This is a genomic window from Nocardioides speluncae (assembly GCF_003121585.1).
Taxonomy (GTDB): Bacteria; Actinomycetota; Actinomycetes; order Propionibacteriales; family Nocardioidaceae; genus Nocardioides; species Nocardioides speluncae.
Map to the genome: position 1 here is coordinate 212,591 of NZ_QEOO01000037.1, position 18,365 is coordinate 230,955.

The 18,365-nt window shown below is 68.4% G+C and carries 18 protein-coding genes; 12 read left to right on the top strand and 6 right to left on the bottom strand.

Annotation, left to right across the window (positions count from 1 at the left end; genetic code table 11):
• Positions 1-42 precede the first annotated feature (42 nt).
• The 6 genes from cysD to DDV73_RS20840 are packed head-to-tail and all read left to right on the top strand — an operon-like array spanning position 43 to position 6,248.
• The gene (cysD, locus tag DDV73_RS20815) at positions 43-957 is read left to right on the top strand and encodes a sulfate adenylyltransferase subunit CysD (protein ID WP_109509174.1); all 915 of its coding nucleotides are present in this window, start codon (positions 43-45) and stop codon (positions 955-957) included.
• A complete protein-coding gene (gene cysN / locus DDV73_RS20820) occupies positions 957-2,858 on the top strand; it encodes a sulfate adenylyltransferase subunit CysN (protein WP_109509175.1) in 1,902 nt (633 codons plus the stop codon). Before cysD ends, cysN begins: the two co-directional genes overlap by 1 nt.
• Before the next feature lie 13 nt (positions 2,859-2,871).
• Positions 2,872-3,231, top strand: coding sequence for a nuclear transport factor 2 family protein (locus DDV73_RS20825; RefSeq protein WP_109509176.1), 360 nt, complete (start codon positions 2,872-2,874; stop codon positions 3,229-3,231).
• Positions 3,228-4,022: an SDR family oxidoreductase gene (locus tag DDV73_RS20830; RefSeq protein WP_109509177.1), complete on the top strand. Its 795-nt coding sequence runs from the start codon at positions 3,228-3,230 to the stop codon at positions 4,020-4,022. Before DDV73_RS20825 ends, DDV73_RS20830 begins: the two co-directional genes overlap by 4 nt.
• A gap of 13 nt (positions 4,023-4,035) precedes the next feature.
• Positions 4,036-5,190 carry a sulfotransferase family protein gene (locus tag DDV73_RS20835; protein WP_109509178.1) on the top strand — a complete coding sequence of 385 codons (1,155 nt, stop codon included), beginning with the start codon at positions 4,036-4,038 and terminating at the stop codon, positions 5,188-5,190.
• Positions 5,187-6,248: a DUF1214 domain-containing protein gene (locus DDV73_RS20840; RefSeq protein ID WP_109509179.1), complete on the top strand. Its 1,062-nt coding sequence runs from the start codon at positions 5,187-5,189 to the stop codon at positions 6,246-6,248. Before DDV73_RS20835 ends, DDV73_RS20840 begins: the two co-directional genes overlap by 4 nt.
• Before the next feature lie 84 nt (positions 6,249-6,332).
• On the opposite strand, the gene DDV73_RS20845 is transcribed toward DDV73_RS20840, so the two are convergent.
• Both DDV73_RS20845 and DDV73_RS20850 read right to left on the bottom strand, forming a co-directional pair.
• Complete coding sequence (locus tag DDV73_RS20845) at positions 6,333-6,671, bottom strand: hypothetical protein (RefSeq protein ID WP_109509180.1); 339 nt, start codon at positions 6,669-6,671, stop codon at positions 6,333-6,335.
• 60 nt (positions 6,672-6,731) lie between these two features.
• Entirely contained in the window at positions 6,732-7,655 is a 924-nt protein-coding gene (locus DDV73_RS20850) for a 3-oxoacyl-ACP reductase (RefSeq protein WP_109509181.1), read from the bottom strand.
• 100 nt (positions 7,656-7,755) lie between these two features.
• On the opposite strand from DDV73_RS20850, the gene DDV73_RS20855 reads away from it, so the two are divergent.
• The 4 genes from DDV73_RS20855 to DDV73_RS20870 are packed head-to-tail and all read left to right on the top strand — an operon-like array spanning position 7,756 to position 12,367.
• On the top strand, positions 7,756-8,874 hold the full coding sequence (locus DDV73_RS20855; RefSeq protein ID WP_109509182.1) for a steroid 3-ketoacyl-CoA thiolase: 1,119 nt from the start codon (positions 7,756-7,758) through the stop codon (positions 8,872-8,874).
• A gap of 1 nt (position 8,875) precedes the next feature.
• Complete coding sequence (locus tag DDV73_RS20860; protein ID WP_109509183.1) at positions 8,876-10,936, top strand: acyl-CoA dehydrogenase family protein; 2,061 nt, start codon at positions 8,876-8,878, stop codon at positions 10,934-10,936.
• Positions 10,929-11,759 (top strand): MaoC/PaaZ C-terminal domain-containing protein, encoded by an 831-nt coding sequence (locus tag DDV73_RS28490; RefSeq protein ID WP_170126042.1) that lies wholly within the window; start codon positions 10,929-10,931, stop codon positions 11,757-11,759. The genes DDV73_RS20860 and DDV73_RS28490 overlap by 8 nt, the downstream gene beginning before the upstream one ends.
• Positions 11,756-12,367, top strand: coding sequence for a PaaI family thioesterase (locus DDV73_RS20870; protein WP_109509184.1), 612 nt, complete (start codon positions 11,756-11,758; stop codon positions 12,365-12,367). Before DDV73_RS28490 ends, DDV73_RS20870 begins: the two co-directional genes overlap by 4 nt.
• A 16-nt stretch (positions 12,368-12,383) precedes the next feature.
• On the opposite strand, the gene DDV73_RS29620 is transcribed toward DDV73_RS20870, so the two are convergent.
• Positions 12,384-12,674 (bottom strand): aldo-keto reductase family protein, encoded by a 291-nt coding sequence (locus DDV73_RS29620; protein ID WP_206050998.1) that lies wholly within the window; start codon positions 12,672-12,674, stop codon positions 12,384-12,386.
• Positions 12,675-12,946: 272 nt separating this feature from the next.
• Between DDV73_RS29620 and DDV73_RS20880 the strand changes: the two genes are divergently transcribed.
• Positions 12,947-14,170 (top strand): HNH endonuclease signature motif containing protein, encoded by a 1,224-nt coding sequence (locus DDV73_RS20880; RefSeq protein WP_109509185.1) that lies wholly within the window; start codon positions 12,947-12,949, stop codon positions 14,168-14,170.
• A 163-nt stretch (positions 14,171-14,333) separates the two neighbouring features.
• On the opposite strand, the gene DDV73_RS28875 is transcribed toward DDV73_RS20880, so the two are convergent.
• The 3 genes from DDV73_RS28875 to casG all read right to left on the bottom strand — a co-directional run bounded on the left by DDV73_RS28875 (position 14,334) and on the right by casG (position 17,463).
• Positions 14,334-14,489 (bottom strand): hypothetical protein, encoded by a 156-nt coding sequence (locus DDV73_RS28875; RefSeq protein ID WP_206050999.1) that lies wholly within the window; start codon positions 14,487-14,489, stop codon positions 14,334-14,336.
• Between the two features lie 77 nt (positions 14,490-14,566).
• The gene (locus DDV73_RS20890) at positions 14,567-15,697 is read right to left on the bottom strand and encodes a tyrosine-protein phosphatase (protein WP_109509186.1); all 1,131 of its coding nucleotides are present in this window, start codon (positions 15,695-15,697) and stop codon (positions 14,567-14,569) included.
• 113 nt (positions 15,698-15,810) lie between these two features.
• On the bottom strand, positions 15,811-17,463 hold the full coding sequence (casG, locus tag DDV73_RS20895) for a steroid-24-oyl-CoA synthetase (protein ID WP_206051000.1): 1,653 nt from the start codon (positions 17,461-17,463) through the stop codon (positions 15,811-15,813).
• A 123-nt stretch (positions 17,464-17,586) separates the two neighbouring features.
• On the opposite strand from casG, the gene DDV73_RS20900 reads away from it, so the two are divergent.
• Positions 17,587-18,342 (top strand): SDR family NAD(P)-dependent oxidoreductase, encoded by a 756-nt coding sequence (locus tag DDV73_RS20900; protein ID WP_109509187.1) that lies wholly within the window; start codon positions 17,587-17,589, stop codon positions 18,340-18,342.
• Positions 18,343-18,365 lie beyond the last annotated feature (23 nt).

An 18,365-nucleotide genomic window follows, 5' to 3' on the forward strand; every position in this document is an offset into this window, starting at 1 on the left:
CACCGTACCCAGAGCGAGCCTGGAATGAACAATGTTCATTCGATGAGCGCCACGCAGCCCGTCCTGACTCATCTGGAGCGACTCGAGGCCGAGAGCATCCACATCATGCGGGAGGCGGTCGCCGAGAGCGAGAACCCCGTGATGCTCTACTCGGTCGGCAAGGACAGTGCGGTGATGCTGCACCTGGCGCGCAAGGCGTTCTTCCCGTCCCGGCTGCCGTTCCCGTTGCTGCACGTCGACACCACATGGAAGTTCCGCGAGATGTACGAGCTGCGCGACGAGACCGCCGCTGCTGGGGATCTCGACCTGTTGGTCCACAAGAATCCCGAGTGCGTGGAGAAGTCGATCAACCCGTTCACCCACGGGTCGGCCACCCACACCGACATGTGGAAGACCGAGGGTCTCAAGCAGGCTCTCCACCTCCACAAGTTCGACGCCGCGTTCGGTGGTGCGCGCCGGGACGAGGAGAAGTCGCGGGCCAAGGAGCGCATCTTCTCGATCCGCTCGGCCGAGCACCGGTGGGACCCCAAGCAGCAGCGCCCGGAGCTGTGGCGGATGTACAACGTGCGCAAGTCGCCCGGTGAGAGCCTGCGGGTCTTCCCGCTCTCCAACTGGACCGAGCTCGACGTCTGGGAGTACATCCGGCAGGAGCAGATCCCGATCGTGCCGCTCTACTTCGCCGCGAAGCGACCGGTCGTCGAGCGTGACGGGACGCTGATCATGGTCGACGACGAACGCATGCCGCTGCTGCCGGGTGAGGAACCTGAGCTGAAGAGCGTGCGATTCCGGACGCTCGGCTGCTACCCGCTGACCGGCGCCGTCGAAAGCGTCGCCGAGTCCTTGACGGACATCATCCAGGAAATGCTGCTGACCACCACCTCCGAACGACAGGGGCGCGTGATCGACCACGACAGCAGCGCGTCGATGGAGAAGAAGAAGAAGGAGGGCTACTTCTGATGACCCACTCAACCGATCTGATCGCCCATGACATCGAGCAGTACCTTGAGCGGCAGGCGAACAAGACCATGCTCCGCTTCATCACCTGCGGCAGCGTCGACGACGGCAAGTCCACGCTCATCGGCCGGCTGCTCTACGAATCGAAACTGGTCTTCGAGGACCAGCTCACGGCCCTCGAGGCGGACTCCCGGAAGGTGGGCACCCAGGGCGAGGGCCTCGACTTCGCGCTGCTGGTCGATGGCCTGGCCGCCGAGCGTGAGCAGGGCATCACGATCGACGTCGCCTACCGCTACTTCTCCACCGAGCAGCGCAAGTTCGTCGTCGCCGACACCCCCGGCCACGAGCAGTACACCCGGAACATGGTCACCGGCGCCTCCACCGCGGACCTTGCGGTGATCCTGGTCGACGCTCGCAAGGGAGTGCTCACTCAGACCCGCCGGCACTCCTACCTGGTGTCGTTGCTCGGCATTCGCCACGTGGTGCTCGCGGTCAACAAGCTCGACCTGGTCGGTTACTCCGAAGAGGTCTTCGAGCAGATCGTCAGCGACTACGCGGGCTTCGCGAAGGAGATCGGGCTCGACGACGTCGTGGCCATCCCGATGTCGGCGTACCACGGGGACAACCTCACCGAGCACAGCCTCAGCACCCCGTGGTACGACGGCCCGACGCTGATGGGGCACCTCGAGACCGTTGAGATCGACGACGACCTCCTCGCCAGTCCGTTCCGGATGCCAGTGCAGTGGGTGAACCGTCCCGACCTGGACTTCCGTGGCTTCTCCGGGCAGATCGTGAGCGGCGTGGTGCGGCCCGGTGACCGGGTGCGGGTACTACCGAGCGGCAAGGAGTCAGCGGTTGCCCGGATCGTCACGATGGACGGTGACCTGACGGAGGCGGTCGCGGGTCAGTCGGTCACGATCACCCTGGCCGACGAGATCGACATCAGCCGCGGTGACGTGCTCGCCACAGCCGACGCCCTGCCCGGTGTCGCCGACCAGTTCGAGGCACACGTGGTGTGGATGGGCGAGGACGAGATGCTGCCCGAGCGGTCCTATCTGTGTCAGATCGGGGCCATGACGGTGCAGGCGCGGATCACGAAGCCCAAGCACAAGATCAACGTCAACACCCTGGAGAAGACGGCGACGAACACGCTGGCGCTCAACGAGATCGGCGTCTGCAACCTCAGCTTCGACCGCCCGGTGCCGTACGACGCGTACACCGCCAACCGCGACACCGGGGGCTTCATCCTGATCGACCGACTGACCAACGGCACGGTGGGTGCCGGCATGCTCGCCCACTCGCTGCGACGGTCGGACAACATCCACTGGCAGGTGGTCGACGTCGACGAACGCGCTCGCGAGCAGCTGATGGGCCACCGCCCGCAGGTGTTGTGGCTGACCGGGCTTTCCGGCTCCGGGAAGTCGACCATCGCGAACGAACTCGAGCGGCGGCTCCATGCGTTCGGCGCGCACACCTACCTCCTGGACGGCGACAACGTCCGTCACGGCCTGAACCGGGACCTCGGTTTCACCGATGCCGACCGCGTGGAGAACATTCGGCGGGTCACCGAGGTCGCCCGGCTGATGGCCGATGCGGGACTGATTGTCATCGCGTCCTTCATCTCACCCTTCCGCGCCGAGCGTCAGGCGGCCCGGGAGCTGGTCGGACCCGAGCAGTTCTGTGAGGTGTACGTCGACACCCCCCTCGACATCGCCGAGGGACGGGACCCGAAGGGGCTCTACAAGAAGGCGCGGCGCGGCGAGCTCGCCAACTTCACCGGAATCGACTCGGCGTACGAGCCGCCCCGCTCGCCCGAGGTGCGGATCGACACCACGTCCGTCTCACCTGAACAGGCGGCCGGACAGGTCGTCGACTTCCTCCGCTCACGCGGCGTCATCGCCTAGCAAAGGACCAGCCATGCCCACACGAGAAGAAATCTGCAGCGCCCTTGCGTCGTACGTCGACCACCACACGAACCACGATGTCGACCGCCTGGTCGCAATGTTCGCCGACGATGCCGTGCTGCACGAACCCGTCGGAGTCAATGTCTACCGGGGTGTCGACGAGATCAGGAAGTTCGCCACCCAGAACGCCACCGTCGACTACTCCGTGAGCCTGCTCTCGCCGATCACGGTCACCGGACGCTTTGCAGGGGTGCAGCTTCGGGTGCGCCGCGAGGGCATGCCCGACTTCGCGACCACCGACCTGTTCGAGTTCGACGACGAGTGCAAGATCGTCTCGCTCAGCGTGGTCCTCGACCCACGGGCGCTGGCATGACGCAGACGCGGATCCCGTTGCTCGAGGGAAAGGTCGTGCTGGTGTCGGGGGTAGGCCCGGGGCTGGGCCGGTCACTCGCCGTACGCAGCGCCCTCGCGGGAGCCCGCGTGGTGCTCGCGGCCCGGACGCAGTCCAGGCTCGATGCGGTGGCCGGCGAGGTCTGCGACCTCGGTGGCGAGGCGGTCGTGGTGACCGCAGATCTCACCGATGATGCGTCGGTCGGGAATCTGGCGGCGAAGGCATACGACGCCTTCGGCCGGCTGGACTCGGTGATCCACAACGCGTTCGTCCAGCCCGCCCGGATCCGGCTCCTCGATGCCGAGCCGGACGACGTACGGCAGGGGCTCGAGATCAACTTGATGGCCGCGCTGAACCTCACCCGCGAGCTGGTGCCCGCGCTCGTCGAGTCGCAGGGCTCGGTCGTGATGATCAACTCGATGGTGCTCCGCAACCAGCTGCCGGGCTTCGGCGCCTACCGGGTCATGAAGGCCGGCCTGCTGGCGCTCGCCCGGAGCCTGTCTGTGGAGCTCGGGCCGCAAGGGGTGCGCGTGAACTCGGTCGCACCCGGCTACATCTGGGCGGACTCGGTCAAGTCCTGGTTCGACCGCCAGGCGGCCGAGCGCGGCGTCGACCCGAGTGTGGTCTACGACGAGATCGCGGCGGGCATCGACCTGCGCCGGCTGCCCGAGCCAGACGACATCGCGAACACCGCTGTCTTCCTCGCCTCCGAGTTCGCGCGAGCGATCACGGGTCAGTGCGTGGACGTCAACTGTGGGCACACCCACCACTGAACAGGAGCTGGACATGACTACGCAGGACCTGGAGTCCGTCGGCACCGTCGACGAGATTGTCACTCTCGCAACCGAGGCGACCGGACTCACCGACTTCGGCGACGACGACTTCCGCGAAGGCCTCGAGGTGTTGATCTCCTCGTTCGACCGCGAGGCGAGACTCACTCCGCAAGGTCGAAAGATCGCTCGCACCCTGATGCGGAAGGCGCTGGGTGCCAGGGCGATCAGCGAGGCGGCCTTCGCACGCCACCCCGAGCACGAGTCCGTCTCCATCGAACGCCCGATCTTCGTCTGCGGGCTCACCCGCACCGGCAGCACCGCACTGCATCGCCTGCTGTCCGCGGACCCGAGCCACCAGGGGATCGAGACGTGGCTCGCTGAGGCGCCGCAGCCACGTCCGGCGCGCGACGACTGGCCGGCGAATCCTGACTTCCAGCGTTCGCAGGCGTTCTTCGCGGCCCGTCAGGTCAACGAGCCCGACCTGATGAAGGTTCACTTCATGGATGCCGGAGAGGTCGAGGAGTGCTGGCAGCTGCTTCAGCAGTCCTTGATGTCGTTGTCCTTCGAGTGCATCTCGTACGTGCCGTCGTACTCGACGTGGCTGGCCGGCGCGGACTGGGGCGGCGCGTACGCCCGGCACAAGAAGAACCTTCAGCTGATCGGTTCGAACGACGCTGACAAGCGCTGGGTGCTCAAGAGCCCCAGCCACGTCTTCGCGATCGACGCACTGATGAACGTCTACCCGGACGCGCTGATCGTATGGACACATCGCGACCCACGGACGTCGATGGCGTCGACCTTCAGCCTGTGCGAGCAGGGAAAGCACGACATGTCGGAGGCCTTCGACCGGGAGGCCATCGGTCGTACCCAGCTCGACCTGTGGTCCCGGGGCGCGGCGGAGTTCCGTGAGGCACGCCGCCGCTACGACCCACGGCAGTTCGTCGACGTCGACTACCGAGACTTCGTCGCGGATCCACTGGCTGCGGTGGAGAGCATCTACACGGCGTTCGAGCTGCCGTTCACCGCCGAGGCGCGTCGAGCGGTCGACGAGTCGCACCGCCAGAGCCTGGACTCGCATCGCAAGCCGGACCACAAGTACGCGCTCGAGGATTTCGGCATCACCGCCGAGGAAGTAGACCGACGCTTCAGCGAAGGGATTCACGCATGAACGCCGTCTGGGAGAAGTTCTGCGCAGACCTGCTCGACGTCGGGAAGATTCTTGAGGACGACATCGTCCCTCAGGATCCGCTGACCCAGGCCGAGGGCGTCCGCTACCTGAGTCGGCTGCTCAGGTACGCCACGATCAACGCCGTTGAGTACACCGACCCACGGTGGCCGAGCTTCACGTCGGCGCCGAACCCCAACATGTCGACGAAGATCGGTGCCGACAACCCGGACAACGTCTACATCCGCGCCAACATCTCCGGCAAGTACACCTACCGGATCAGCGGGACTCGGGGCACGGTGCCGCTGATCACCTTCGGTTCACGCATCAACCGCTACCACATCGACGGCACGATGCTGCAGACCGGCGACCTGCACATCCACGACGTCGAGGTCGACGAGAACGGCCGCTACGAGTTCATCGCGAGCGTGGAGAGGCCCGCGGAAGGTGCCTGGCTGCCGCTGGCACCGGAGAGCAACCTCATCTCGGTCCGGCAGACCCACCGGGACCGGCGCAACGAGGTCGTCGGCGACCTGACCATCGAGTGCCTGGACCCGGACGGGGAGTTCGAGCCGCTGAGCCCGGAGGAGCTGGGCGAGCGCCTCACGAAGGCGGTCGAGATCGTGCGGGGCATGTCGACGACCTTCCTCGAGTGGTCCCGCAAGTTCATGCCGCATGCCAACGAGATCGTCGAGTGGGGGCAGGACTTCTTCCAGGACGCCGGCGGCGATCCGACGATCTTCTACCTGCACGGCTACTGGAAGCTCGCCGAGGACGAGGCGTGGGTGATCGAGACCGAAGTCCCGGACTGCGAGTACTTCAACTTCGTGCTGCAGAACTTCTGGGTGGAGTCGCTCGACTTCAAGCGGACGAACATCTACATCAACAACCACACCGCCAAACTGAACGACGACGGCACCCTCACGATCGTGGTGGCGACCAAGGATCCGGGCTACGGCAACTGGATCAACACGGATTCGCATGCGGAGGGGACGTGGGCGATGCGCTGGATCAAGGCGGACTCGCACCCGATCCCGACCGCGAAGGTCGTCAAGCTCTGAAAGGGTGCGTGGCCGAACGGCCACGCACCCTTACTGAGCATGCGCACTCTATGCCGCGGACCGCGGCCCGGCTCGAGCCGCGAATCAGTGCCAGTCTCGTGCGGATGGATCGAATGTAGGAGGCTCCGCCGTGCCCTCGCGCCTGGCCAACTTCTTGCCCAGCGGCTCGTCAGGCCACTTGCGCCAGACCTTCCGACGTCGGCCTTCCACCGCGTCCTCGGCCGCGGTGTCAATCGCTTCGTCAGGGATACCGGTTGCTTCTGTCAGCGCGACGGTGTCTGCTCGGCGATTGGCTCGGTTCACGAACGCCTTCGCGCGCGGGATCCCCTTGCGTGACGCCTTGTCGTTCGCGCCGTAGGCGTTGCGCCGATCCTTCTCAAGGCTCAGAGCCTTCTTCTCCTGAGGGGACTTCGGCTTGCGCATGGAACGACGGTAGTCCGTGGGAGCCCGTTGGGCACTGGCGTGGGTACCGACTGTGTCCGGTTAATTGGCGATGTTCTGGATGCCGGTGGTGTCGAGCTCCGCGACGCTGTACGCCGCGTAGCTCTGCCACTGCGACCGTCCGGTGAAGTACGGCGACAGCTGGGCGTCGAGCTCCTCGACGGAGAAGGTGCCGTTCGCGGCGGAGAACTTCTGCTCCACCTTGGGGGAGTCCATCAGCCCGACCATGTCGCCGTACACAACGAAGACCTGGCCGTTGACGTCCGCCGAGGCGGGCGAGGCGAGGTAGGACACGAAGGTGCCGATCCGCTCGGGGGCAAGGATGTCGAGCTGGTCCTGGCGGGAGTCCTCGGCGAACACGTGGGCGGTCATGCTGGTGCGCGCGCGTGGGCAGATGACGTTGGCGGTGACGCCGTACCTGCTCAGGCCCTGGCTGGCGGACAGCGTCAGCGCGGTGATGCCGGCCTTGGCCGCCGAGTAGTTGGGCTGGCCAGCCGAGCCGAACAGGAACGCCTCGGAGGAGGTGTTGATCAGCCGGCCGTAGATCGGGCCTCCGGCGGCCTTGCTCGCCGCGCGCCAGTGCGCGGCGGCGGCTCGGGACAGGGAGGCGTGTCCCTTGAGGTGGACGCGGATGACGTCGTCCCAGTCCTTCTCGGTGAGGTTGAAGATCATCGTGTCGCGCAGGACGCCCGCGTTGTTCACCACGACGTCGAGGGAGCCGAAGGTGTCGACGGCGGCCGCGACCATCTGGTCCGACAGGGACCAGTCGCCCACGTCTCCCTTGACGGCCACGGCGCCGGGGCCGAGGGCCCGGATCTCGGCGACAACGGTGTCGGCGGCCGCACCGATGTCGTTGACGACCACGTTGGCGCCGGCCTCCGCGAGGGCGAGGGCTTCGGCGCGGCCGAGGCCGGAGCCGGCCCCGGTGACGATGGCGGTCTTTCCGGCAAGGTTCGTTGTGCTCATGGTGGTGAAGGTAGAAGCGAGGGCGCCTTGCGTGCGGGGGTCACCCCGCTGAGTGGGACTTGTTCCGCCGGACGCCCGTCCTGAATGTCAGCCTGCGGACGTGAACCCTGAAGCTGTCATCGTCGACGCCGCGCGCACCCCTGTCGGTCGCCGCAACGGCGTGCTGTCCCACCTGCACCCGGCCGAGCTCCTCGGCGTCGCCCAGAAGGGTCTGCTCGACCGTTCGGGCGTCGATCCCGCGGTCGTCCGCCAGGTCGTCGGCGGCTGCGTGACGCAGGCGGGCGAGCAGTCCAACAATGTCGCCCGCAACGCCTGGCTGCACGCGGGTCTGCCCTGGACCACGGCCTGTACCTCGATCGACTGCGCCTGCGGGTCCTCGCAGCAGGCGGTGCACGTGGTTGCCGGGCTGATCGCCAGTGGTGCGATCGATGCCGGCATCGCCTGCGGCGTCGAGGCGATGAGCCGGGTGCCGCTCGGCTTCGCGCTGGCTGCCGGCGGCATGCCGATCCCGGACTCGTGGTCGATCGACCTGCCCGACCAGTTCACCGCTGCCGAGCGGATCGCCCTGAAGCGGGGGATCACCCGCGAGATGGCCGACGACCTGGGCCTGCGCTCGCAGCAGAACGCCGCGCGCGCCTGGGCCGAGGGGCGCTTCGACTCCCAGATCATCCCCGTGGGTGACGTGACCCGGGACCAGGGTCTGCGCGACACCACGGCCGAGGCCCTCGCCGGGCTCAAGCCGGTCGTCCCCGACGGCATCCACACTGCCGGCAACTCCTCGCAGATCAGCGACGGTGCGGCCGCCGTACTCCTCATGGGCCGGGAGCGGGCCGCGGCCGAGGGGCTCACCCCCCGCGCCCGGATCGTGGCCAGTGGCCTGGTCGGCTCGGACCCCTATTTCCACCTCGACGGACCGGTCGACGCGACCGCACACGTGCTCGAGCAGTCGGGCATGAAGCTCGGAGACATCGACCTGGTCGAGATCAACGAGGCGTTCGCCTCGGTGGTCCTCAGCTGGGCGCAGGTGCATGACGCGGACATGGACAAGGTCAACGTCAATGGTGGCGCCATCGCGCTCGGCCATGCGGTCGGCTCGACCGGCGCGCGGCTGATCACCCAGGCTGTGAACGAGCTGGAGCGAACCGACTCCTCCACCGCGTTGGTCACCATGTGCGCGGGTGGTGCGCACGCGACCGCGACGATCATCGAACGGATCTGAGATGACCCTCGGCCTCGACCAGGAACACCTCGACCTGCGCGACGCGGTCCGGGCGTTCACCACGCGCCACGTGACCGCGACCGTCGTCCGCGATGCGGTCGACGCCAAGTCGGAGGAGCTGCCGCCGTTCTGGTCGGCGCTTGCCGACCAGGGCCTGCTCGGCCTGCACCTGCCCGAGGAGCACGGCGGCTCCGGTGCCGGCCTGCTCGAGCTCGCCGTCGTGGTCGAGGAGCTCGGCCGCGCGATTGCCCCGGGTCCGTTCCTGCCGACGGTGCTGGCGAGCGCGATCCTCGACGCGGCCGGCCGCCACGAGTTCCTGCCCTGCCTGGCTGACGGTACGACGACTGCGGCCGTCGGCTTCGGCGCAGGAAGCCCGGTGCTCGGCGGTCAGGCGGCCGACCTGTTCGTGTTGCCCGTCAACGGCGGCTGGGTGCTGGCCGACCGCGACGCCGTCACCGTCACCCCGCTCGACAGCTACGACCTGACCCGCCGCCTCGCGTCGATTGAGATCACCGGACGTTCGACACCGCTGAGCATCGACGCCCAGCTGCCCTACGACCTCGCCGCCGTCCTGTTCGCCGCCGAGGCGTCCGGCCTGGCGGAGTGGAGCACCCGGACCGCGGCCGACTACGCCAAGGTGCGTCAGCAGTTCGGCCGCCCGATCGGGCAGTTCCAGGGCGTCAAGCACCGCTGTGCCCGGATGCTGGCCCGCACCGAGCAGGCCCGCGCCTGCGCCTGGGACGCAGCCCGCGCGCATGGACCGGAGGCCACGCTTGCCGCCGCGGTCGCTGCGGCGGTCTCGGTCGACGCCGGCTTCAGCACCGCCAAGGACTGCATCAACACCCTCGGCGGCATCGGCTTCACCTGGGAGCACGACGCCAGCCTCTACCTCCGGCGCGCTCACACCCTGCGCCTCCTGCTCGGCTCGACCAGCCACTGGCAGCAGCGGGTTGCCCGGCTCAGCCTCGACGGCGCACGCCGTACGCTGGCGGTCGACCTGCCGACGGAGGCGGACGAGATCCGCGCGAACATCCGCGCCGAACTGGTCACGGCGGCAGCCGCTGACGAGCCGCAGGCCTGGCTCGCCGCGCGCGGCTACACCTCGCCGCACCTGCCGTCACCGTGGGGCAAGGACGCCGACGCGGTGACCCAGCTCGTCATCGCCGAGGAGCTGCGCGCCGCGGGCCTCCATCCCGTCGACATGGTGATCGGCAACTGGGTCGTGCCCACGTTGATCGAGCACGGCAGCGATGAGCAGCAGGAGGAGCTGCTGCCTGCGAGCCTCAGCGGCGAGCTCGTGTGGTGCCAGCTGTTCAGCGAACCCGGCGCCGGGTCCGACCTGGCCGCCCTCAGCACCCGGGCCGAGAAGGTCGACGGCGGCTGGCGGGTCAACGGCCAGAAGGTGTGGACCTCCGGTGCCCGCGAGGCCCACTTCGGCGTGCTCCTCGCCCGGACCGACGCCGACGTGCCCAAGCACCAGGGCATCTCCTACTTCGTGCTCGACATGGGCACACCCGGGATCGACATCCGCCCCCTGCGCTCGCTGAACGGCGACGCCCACTTCAACGAGGTCTTCCTCGATGAGGTGTTCATCCCCGACGCGATGCTGGTCGGCCAACCGGGCGACGGCTGGAAGCTGGCCCGGACGACGCTCGCCAACGAGCGCGTCGCCCTCTCGCACGACTCCGCGATCGGCTCGGGGGAGAAGCTGTTGCAGCTCGTCGACCCGACCGACGGTGAGCAGCTCGCCCGGTTGGGGCAGATCCTCTGCGACGCCCAGTCCGGTGGCCTGCTCGGCCTGCGTCAGACCATCCGGTCTCTGGCCGGTCAGCAGCCCGGCGCCGAGTCCAGCATCGCCAAGCTGGTCGGCGTGGAGAACATCCAGCAGGTCTGGGAGACCTGCATGGAGTGGCAGGGCCCGGACGCCCTCGTCACCGAGCCGGAGGAGAAGACCGCCACCTGGTGGTTCCTCAACAGCCGATGCCTGTCCATCGCCGGTGGCACGACCGACGTACAGCTCAACATCATCGGCGAGCGGATCCTGGGGCTGCCCCGTGATTGATCCGGACAAGCTGCTGGCCCTCGAGCCGACGCGGCGCGAGATCAGCTGGACGACTCGCGACGTACTCCTCTACCAGCTGTCGCTCGGGGCCGACGACCTCAGCTACGTCTACGAGCGTGGCCTGCAGGTGCTGCCGACGTTCGCCATGGTCGCCGGCCAGGGCCTGTCGGCCGGCGACGACGCCGAGCCGGCGCTGGACCTGGCGGCGCTCGGCATCGACCTCGCCACGATCCTGCACGCGGGCCAGTCGCTCACGGTGCACGGGCCGCTGCCGACCACCGGCAGCACGATCGTCGAGACCCGCATCGCCGAGGTCTGGGACAAGGGCAAGGCAGCCGTGATCGTGCTCGAGAGCCGGACCTCTCTCTGGACCTCCAGGATGCAGATCTGGGCACGTGGTGCCGGCGGCTTCGGCGGCCAGCCTGGGCCTGAGGAGGTCGCGGTGCTCCCGGGCCGCACCCCCGACCACGTGCTCGACTCACCGACGTACGCCGGGCAGGCGCTGCTCTACCGGCTCAACGGCGACCTCAACCCGCTGCACGCTGATCCCGCGTTCGCGAAGAAGGTCGGCTTCGACCGGCCCATCCTGCACGGACTGGCGTCGTACGGCATCGTGGCGAAGGCCTTGGTCGACGGTCTCCTGGACGGGGACGCCGCCCGCCTGACCACGCTGTCCGTCCGTTTCGCGGGGACGCTGTTCCCGGGAGAGACGATCCGTACGTCGGTCTGGCGTGACGGGAACCTGCTCACCCTGGCCGCCACCTGTCCCGAGCGCGACGGCGCGCCGGTGCTCAGCCACGCCTACGCGGAGGTCACCCCATGACCCTCGAGCTCACCGCCACCCCGAACAACAAGGGCGTCGACGCCGCCGTCGCCGCGGCGCGCCGGGTCATCGAGACGCTGCTGCACGCCGGTGACAACAGCGCTGCCGAGATGAGCGAGGTCGCCGACCGGCTCAACGCCGTCGCCGACCACCTCGAGGCCCACGCCCCGAGCGTGCACGAGCGGATGGTCGACATGTGGGCCGGTGAGGGCGTGTCCCGCCACGATCCAGTGACCGGGCCGGAGAACGCCATCGCCCCGCCGCTGCACCTGGCCGGGCAGGACGACGGCTCGATCGAGGGCCGAGTGACACTGGGCATGGCCTACCAGGGACCGCCCGGATGCGTGCATGGCGGCATCTCGGCGCTGGTCCTCGACCACACGCTCGGCGTCGCGAACCACTGGGCGGGGGAGTCCGGCATGACCGGCACGCTCACCCTGCGCTACCACCGGCCCACGCCGCTCTTCGAGGAGCTGACCGTGACCGCCCGTCAGGAGTCGGTCGACGGCCGGAAGATCCGCACGGTCGGCACGATCTCCGCCGGCGGCGAGGTCTGCGTGTCCGCCGACGGACTGTTCATCAACAAGCACCTGCCCCGGCCGAGGTAGTGGTCACGCCCGGAAGCTATTCGAGGGTCTGAGTGGTCAGGGTGCGTTCAGCGCAAGGCGGAGGACGAAGGTGGGCCGGTGGCCCGTCGACTGACAAGGCCGCCGCCGACTCCGGCCGGCTGGCGCCCGGGATCGGGATGATGCTCAGCGGCGCGCCGCATCCCGCCGACGGAGCCCACGGCAGAAACGCCAGGCCGAGCTCCTCGCACAGGTCCAGCTCCGGCTCACTGCTGCGGAAGCCGGGGCTGAACTCGTACTGCACGCTGACCAGGGCGCCGCCCACGATGCAGTGGCCTTCGCGAATCATCTCCGGTTCGCGCTGGAGTGGCCGACCTACTGCGGCTGAATACGTCGCCGTTGTTTCGGGCTGGGGCTTCGGTTAGCGAATTACGTGGTTACCGTCTGCTGTGGTCCGGTGACTTGGTTGCGGCCCGCTGCCGGCTCACGGTTGTTTGTGGTCAACTTTCAGTTGGTTGCGGTTATCCACAGGCGACGGATTTCCTTTGACTAGCTCTCGAACGTATGTACGATGGAGGGTATTCCAGCTCATCGATGCGCCACGGGGGAGGTGCCGGGAGAATGCTCGTCAATTCACCACATCCGGTGCTTGCCTGTGCCGCCACTATCGATGCTGCCTTGCAGGAGATCACCGGGGTCGAGCCCGCGTTCATGAGGACGCCGGAGAAGGCCGAGGCGCTGGTCAGGCTCGCTCGGGCAGAGACCAAGCTGACCGCGTTGCGGCTGCAGATCATGGCGACCGCAGACGACGTCGCGGAGGAGATCGGCGCGCGTGACGTGGCTGCGTGGCTCGCGCACCAGACCCACGCGAGCCCGAAGTCGTGTCGCGCCGAACTCCACCTCGCCGCTGCCCTCGACACCCGATGGACACGGCTCGCCGACAGCGTCTCCGCCGGTGCGGTGAACCTGGACCAGGCCCGAGTGATCGCCCGCGCACTGGACGAACTGCCCGACGATCTGGACGCGGAGTTGCTGGTCCAGGCCGAAGTGCACCTGGTGGAGGCGGCCGCCCACCACCGGCCGGCCCAGCTGAAGATCCTCGGTCGCCGGATCCTCGACGTGATCGCACCCGACGTCGGCGAGGCCGAGGAAGCCAAACAACTCGCGCGTGAGGAAGAACGGGCCTGGGAGACCGCGAGCCTCACCCTGGCCAGGCGCGGCGACGGCACCACGCGCCTCAGCGGGCTGTTGCCCGACGCGACCGCGGTCCGGCTGGCCACCTACCTCGACGCCTTCACCTCGCCGCGCCAGCAAGCCACCGACATCGTGGCCCCACAACACCGCGCACGGGGCCAGGCCTTCTGCACGCTGCTGGAACACCTCGACCCCACCAAGCTCCCCATGCACGGCGGCGACGCCACCACCGTCATCGTCGCCATCAACCACGACGCGCTCACCAAGGACCTGGCCACCGCGAGTGTGGTCGGCACCGACGCCAAGATCACCGCCGCCCAGGCCCGCAGACTGGCTTGTGCCGCCGGCATCCTGCCCGCCGTGCTCGGCGGGAAGTCCGAGATCTTGGACCTCGGCCGCACCAGGAGGCACTTCTCACCAGCCCAGCGCAAAGCCCTCCGACTCCGCGACCAGCGGTGCCGCGGCGACGGGTGCACGATCCCGGCACAGTGGTGTGAGGCCCATCATTGGCAGCCATGGTCGAAAAGTGGAAAGACCAATCTCGCCGACGGCGTACTGCTCTGCTCACATCATCACCACCGAGCCCACGACCCGCGCTATTCCACCGAAAGAATGCCTGACGGAGATATCCGATTCCACCGCAGAACATAACCCGCATGCACTGCAATCAACACGCGGGCCGTCACCACAGACCGTTGACCACAGCGGACCGCAAGACAAAAGCGCGCATTGAGTAGTCACGCAACTATAAGGCCACCGCAACCACGTAAGTCTGTACATAGGCCCTCAGCCCAAGGCGACCCGCTGAATTCACTCAGCCGAAGTCGTGGAACTCGCGAGCTGCGGCGACGACTGCGTCGAAGATGTCGCGGTCCAGCGCCGCGCCCTCACGGCGCGTGGCCGCTCGCAGCGGCCAATTTGGGACCCGGGCCGCCGCGACCCGACGACAACGCAGCGATGTGCGTGCCATGGCCGCTCAGGCCCCGACGACCACGAAGCCGGTCCCGCCCCGTGTGCCTCACGGCGGGACCGGCTCCAAGGCTTTCCTCAGTTCGTGAGCAGGCGCTGGCGGATCTTCGCGATCGTGTGCTGGTCGATCCTGAGGCCGTCACGCAGGTAGCTGCGGAAGTCGCCGTACTCCGCCTCGACGGCGGCGTGGAACGCCTGCAGGTACTCAGGAGACTGCTCGAGCATCGGCTGCAGCAGAGACCGGTCGATCCCGAACCGGTCGAGGGTGGCGTAGGTGCGCGCGTTGGCTGCGGCCCGGTAGGTGTTGGAGAGCAGGAAGTCCTCCATGATGGTGTCCTCGGGTACGCCGAGCAGGGCGAGGATGATGCTCGACATCACGCCGGTGCGGTCCTTGCCCCCCGAGCAGTTGAAGAGGACGGTTTCCCCGGCCGCGATGCGGTGCAGCACGTCGGAGAACGCCGCCTTCGCCTCGGGCAGCGTTGCCATCTGCTCGAAGAAGGAGACCATCAGCGCCTTGCCGCGGCCGTCTCCGAGCATCTCCTGGAGGGCGGTCTGGTCACCGGTGTAGATCGCTGTCCTGATCGCGTCGCCCATCCCGACCAAGTTCGGGTCCAAGATGGGTCGATGCACCGGCTCGACCCCGTCGGGCAGCCGGTTGGCGCCCTCCGAGGTGGTCTCGGGAACGGACCGGAAGTCCACATTGGCGTCGAGGTCGAGGGCCGCGAGTCTGCCGATGTCCGGATCCGACGCATGTCCCATCCCGTCCGAGCGGTAGACGACGCCCCACCTCACCAGTCGGTTCTGCTCGGTGCGGTACCCGCCGATGTCCCGCGTGTTCGTCGTACCGTCCAGCACCACCTCCCGTTCGGCGAGCAGCGCGCCGCGGGCGTGTGCGGAGCGCTGCCGGCTCACCTCGAAGTACCACCGCTCGGAGTTGGCGAGGCCGGACACCGTGGCCTCGGTGGCAGTCGTGGTCGCAACCAGGTGCCCACTGCTTGAAGGGTCGCGCGGGTCCGGCGAGGCATACACGTAGCTGACGCCGGGCCGGCTGCTCGTCCAGTCGATGGTGTAGCTGCCGTCCGGCGCAGAGGTTACGGAGCCGGTGATGCGCTCGAGGGGATCGGCGTCGGCCGGCATCGTCGCGCTGGTCGCCAGCAGTGCTCCGGCGGCGACGGCGGCCAGCCGGGTCGGGGTTCTACGGATGCCCATGGGTGTCCTTTCGGTACGACGCAGAGTTGCGCCGAGCGGTTTGTTGTGAGTCAGGTCACAACGAACCGCTTCGGGCGTGGTGGCGCCCGTTCCAGTCCCACTCAGTGGAGCAATCAGACAGCGACCTCACGCCGGATGACCTTGCCGGTGGCGTTGCGAGGGAGCGGGCGGTCGGTGAAGCGCCACTGCGTCGGCACCTTGAAGTGGCCGAGCCGCTCGCCGACGAAGCCGCCCAGCTGCTCGGCGTCCAGCGGCGCCTCGGTGACGACCACCGCGGCCACCTCCTGGCCCAGGTCCTCGTGGGGTACGCCGAGGACGACGCACTCGCGGACCATCGGGTGCTCCATCAGCACGCCCTCGACCTCGGCGGGGTAGACGTTCTCGCCGCCACGGATGATCAGGTCCGAGCGCCGGCTGCTGAGCCGGACGCGGCCCTCGCGGACGATGCCGAGGTCACCGGTGTGCAGCCAGCGGTCGTCGCCGATCGCGCCGGCGGTCGCCGCGGGGTCGTTCCAGTAGCCCAGCATTGTGTAGGCGCTGCGGACGCAGATCTCGCCCTCGACGCCGTCTGGGACCGGCCGGTCCATCGCGTCGCGGACCTCCAGCTGGACGCCCACGATCGGGTAGCCCAGCGTGCCCGGATCCTCCTTCAGGTCCGCTGTCGTGGCCACCGAGACGGCAGTGGACGACTCCGTGAGGCCGTAGCTGTCGACGAGGGCATTCGTCGCAAACGGCAGTCCGTTGCGGAGCCGCTCCTGGAAGGCGGTAGAGGATGGGGCCGAGGCGAGCGAGAACGCGGTCAGCGACGACAGGTCGTACGACGACAGGTCGCCGTGGGCGAGCAGCCGGTTGGCCATCGTCGGCACGGCGCCCCAGTTGGTGACCCGCTCGTCCTGGATCAGCCGAAGGACCCCGTCGACGTCGAACGCGCCGGTGTGCAGCGCGATCTTGCTGCCGTTGGCCAGCCGCGGGACGGCGAGGTTGTGCAGACTCGCGATGTGGAAGAGGGGGAGCACGAGCAGGTAGGTGCGGTCGCGGGGGTCGGTCGGGTCGCCGAACGCGGCGGCGAGCGCGTCGTTCATCCGGTGGTACTCGGCCACCGACAGCAGGTTCCTGTGCGAGTGCGTGGCGCCCTTGGGTCGGCCAGAGGTGCCGGAGGTGTAGAGGATGACGGCCGGGTCGTCCTCCGCGACGTCGCTGGTGGGCAGCGGCCCGTCCGGGTGGAGGCCGGCGAGGCGAGGGATGTCGCCCTCGATCGTGAGCACCCGTACGCCGCTGCCCTCGAGCTGGGCCGCGCGCTTGGCGTCGGCGACGACCAGCGTCGGGGTGGCGTGCTGGAGGCCGTAGGCCAGTTCACGGGCGGACCACCAGGCGTTGTAGCCGACGGAGATCGCGCCGATCGAGACGGTCGCCCAGAACGTGACGATCCACTCCGGGGAGTTCGCGGCCGCGATGGCGACCCGGTCGCCCGGCTGCACGCCGTACTCCTCACGAAGTGCGCGGGCCAGTGATGCCACCTGCGCGGCGTGCTCGCCGAAGGTGAGCCGCGAGTCGGCGGTCACGATGTAGTCGCGGTCGCCGTGCTGGACGGACTCGGCCAGAAGCTCGTGCATGGCCCGGCGCCGGTGGGTGAAGACCGGGAGCTTCGAACCCAGGACGTCGTCCTCGGCCAGCTCGAACGGGCCGCCGGGACCGGTGAGCTGCTCCTTCACGGCCCGCGCCATCGCGCGGGGATCCGTGCTATCCGTCATCTGGCCGGTTGTCATGATGCAGATCCTCCTGGGTCGATTCTCGACCAACTCTCGCCTCAAGTGTGCGTCGGATGGGGACGACTTCCGCTGACCGGGACCAAGCCGCGCTCTCCCGATCCGAACTCTGATCATGGCCAGATGAATTCTTTGCAGGGCATGGTCGCGCTGGTGACCGGTGCCGGACAGGGCGTGGGTGAGGGCATTGCGCTGGCGCTGGCTGCTGAGGGTGTCGACGTGGCCGTGGTCGGCCGGACGCTGGCGAAGCTGGAGTCGACTTGTGCGGCGTTGCGGTCGCGCGGCGTCCGCGCGACGGCGTACGCGTGCGATGTCACTGACACCGCGGCGCTGCCGGGCCTGGTCGAAGCGGTGGTCGCCGACTTCGGGCGCCTCGACATCCTGGTCAACAACGCGTACGCCGGTGCGTTGGGGCCGCTGCTCACCATGAGCGACGCCGACTTCCGGAAGGGGTTCGAGTCGGCGCCGTTCGCGGCGTTCGCCCTGATGAAGGCGTGCCACCCGCACCTGAAGGGCGGCGGGTCGATCGTCAACCTGGTCACCTCCGCGATGGTGCGCTGGGACCCGACGACGTACGGCGCCTACGCGGCTGCGAAGAGCGCGCTGCGGTCGCTGACCCGTACCGTCGCCGTCGAGTGGGCACCCGACGGGATCCGCGCCAACTCGATCGCCCCGCACGCGATGACGCCCGCGCTCGCCGGCTGGGCGAAGGCCCGGCCCGAAGAGGCGGCGGCGTTTGTCGCGAGCATTCCGATGCGCCGGGTCGGAGACGCGGAGGCGGACATCGGGCGCGCCGTGGTCGCGCTCGTCGGACCCGACCTCAGCTACCTCACCGGCGCCACGATCCCGCTCGACGGTGGTCAGGCGTTCTTCGGCTGATGGGCCCCGTTGGCCGGAGCGTG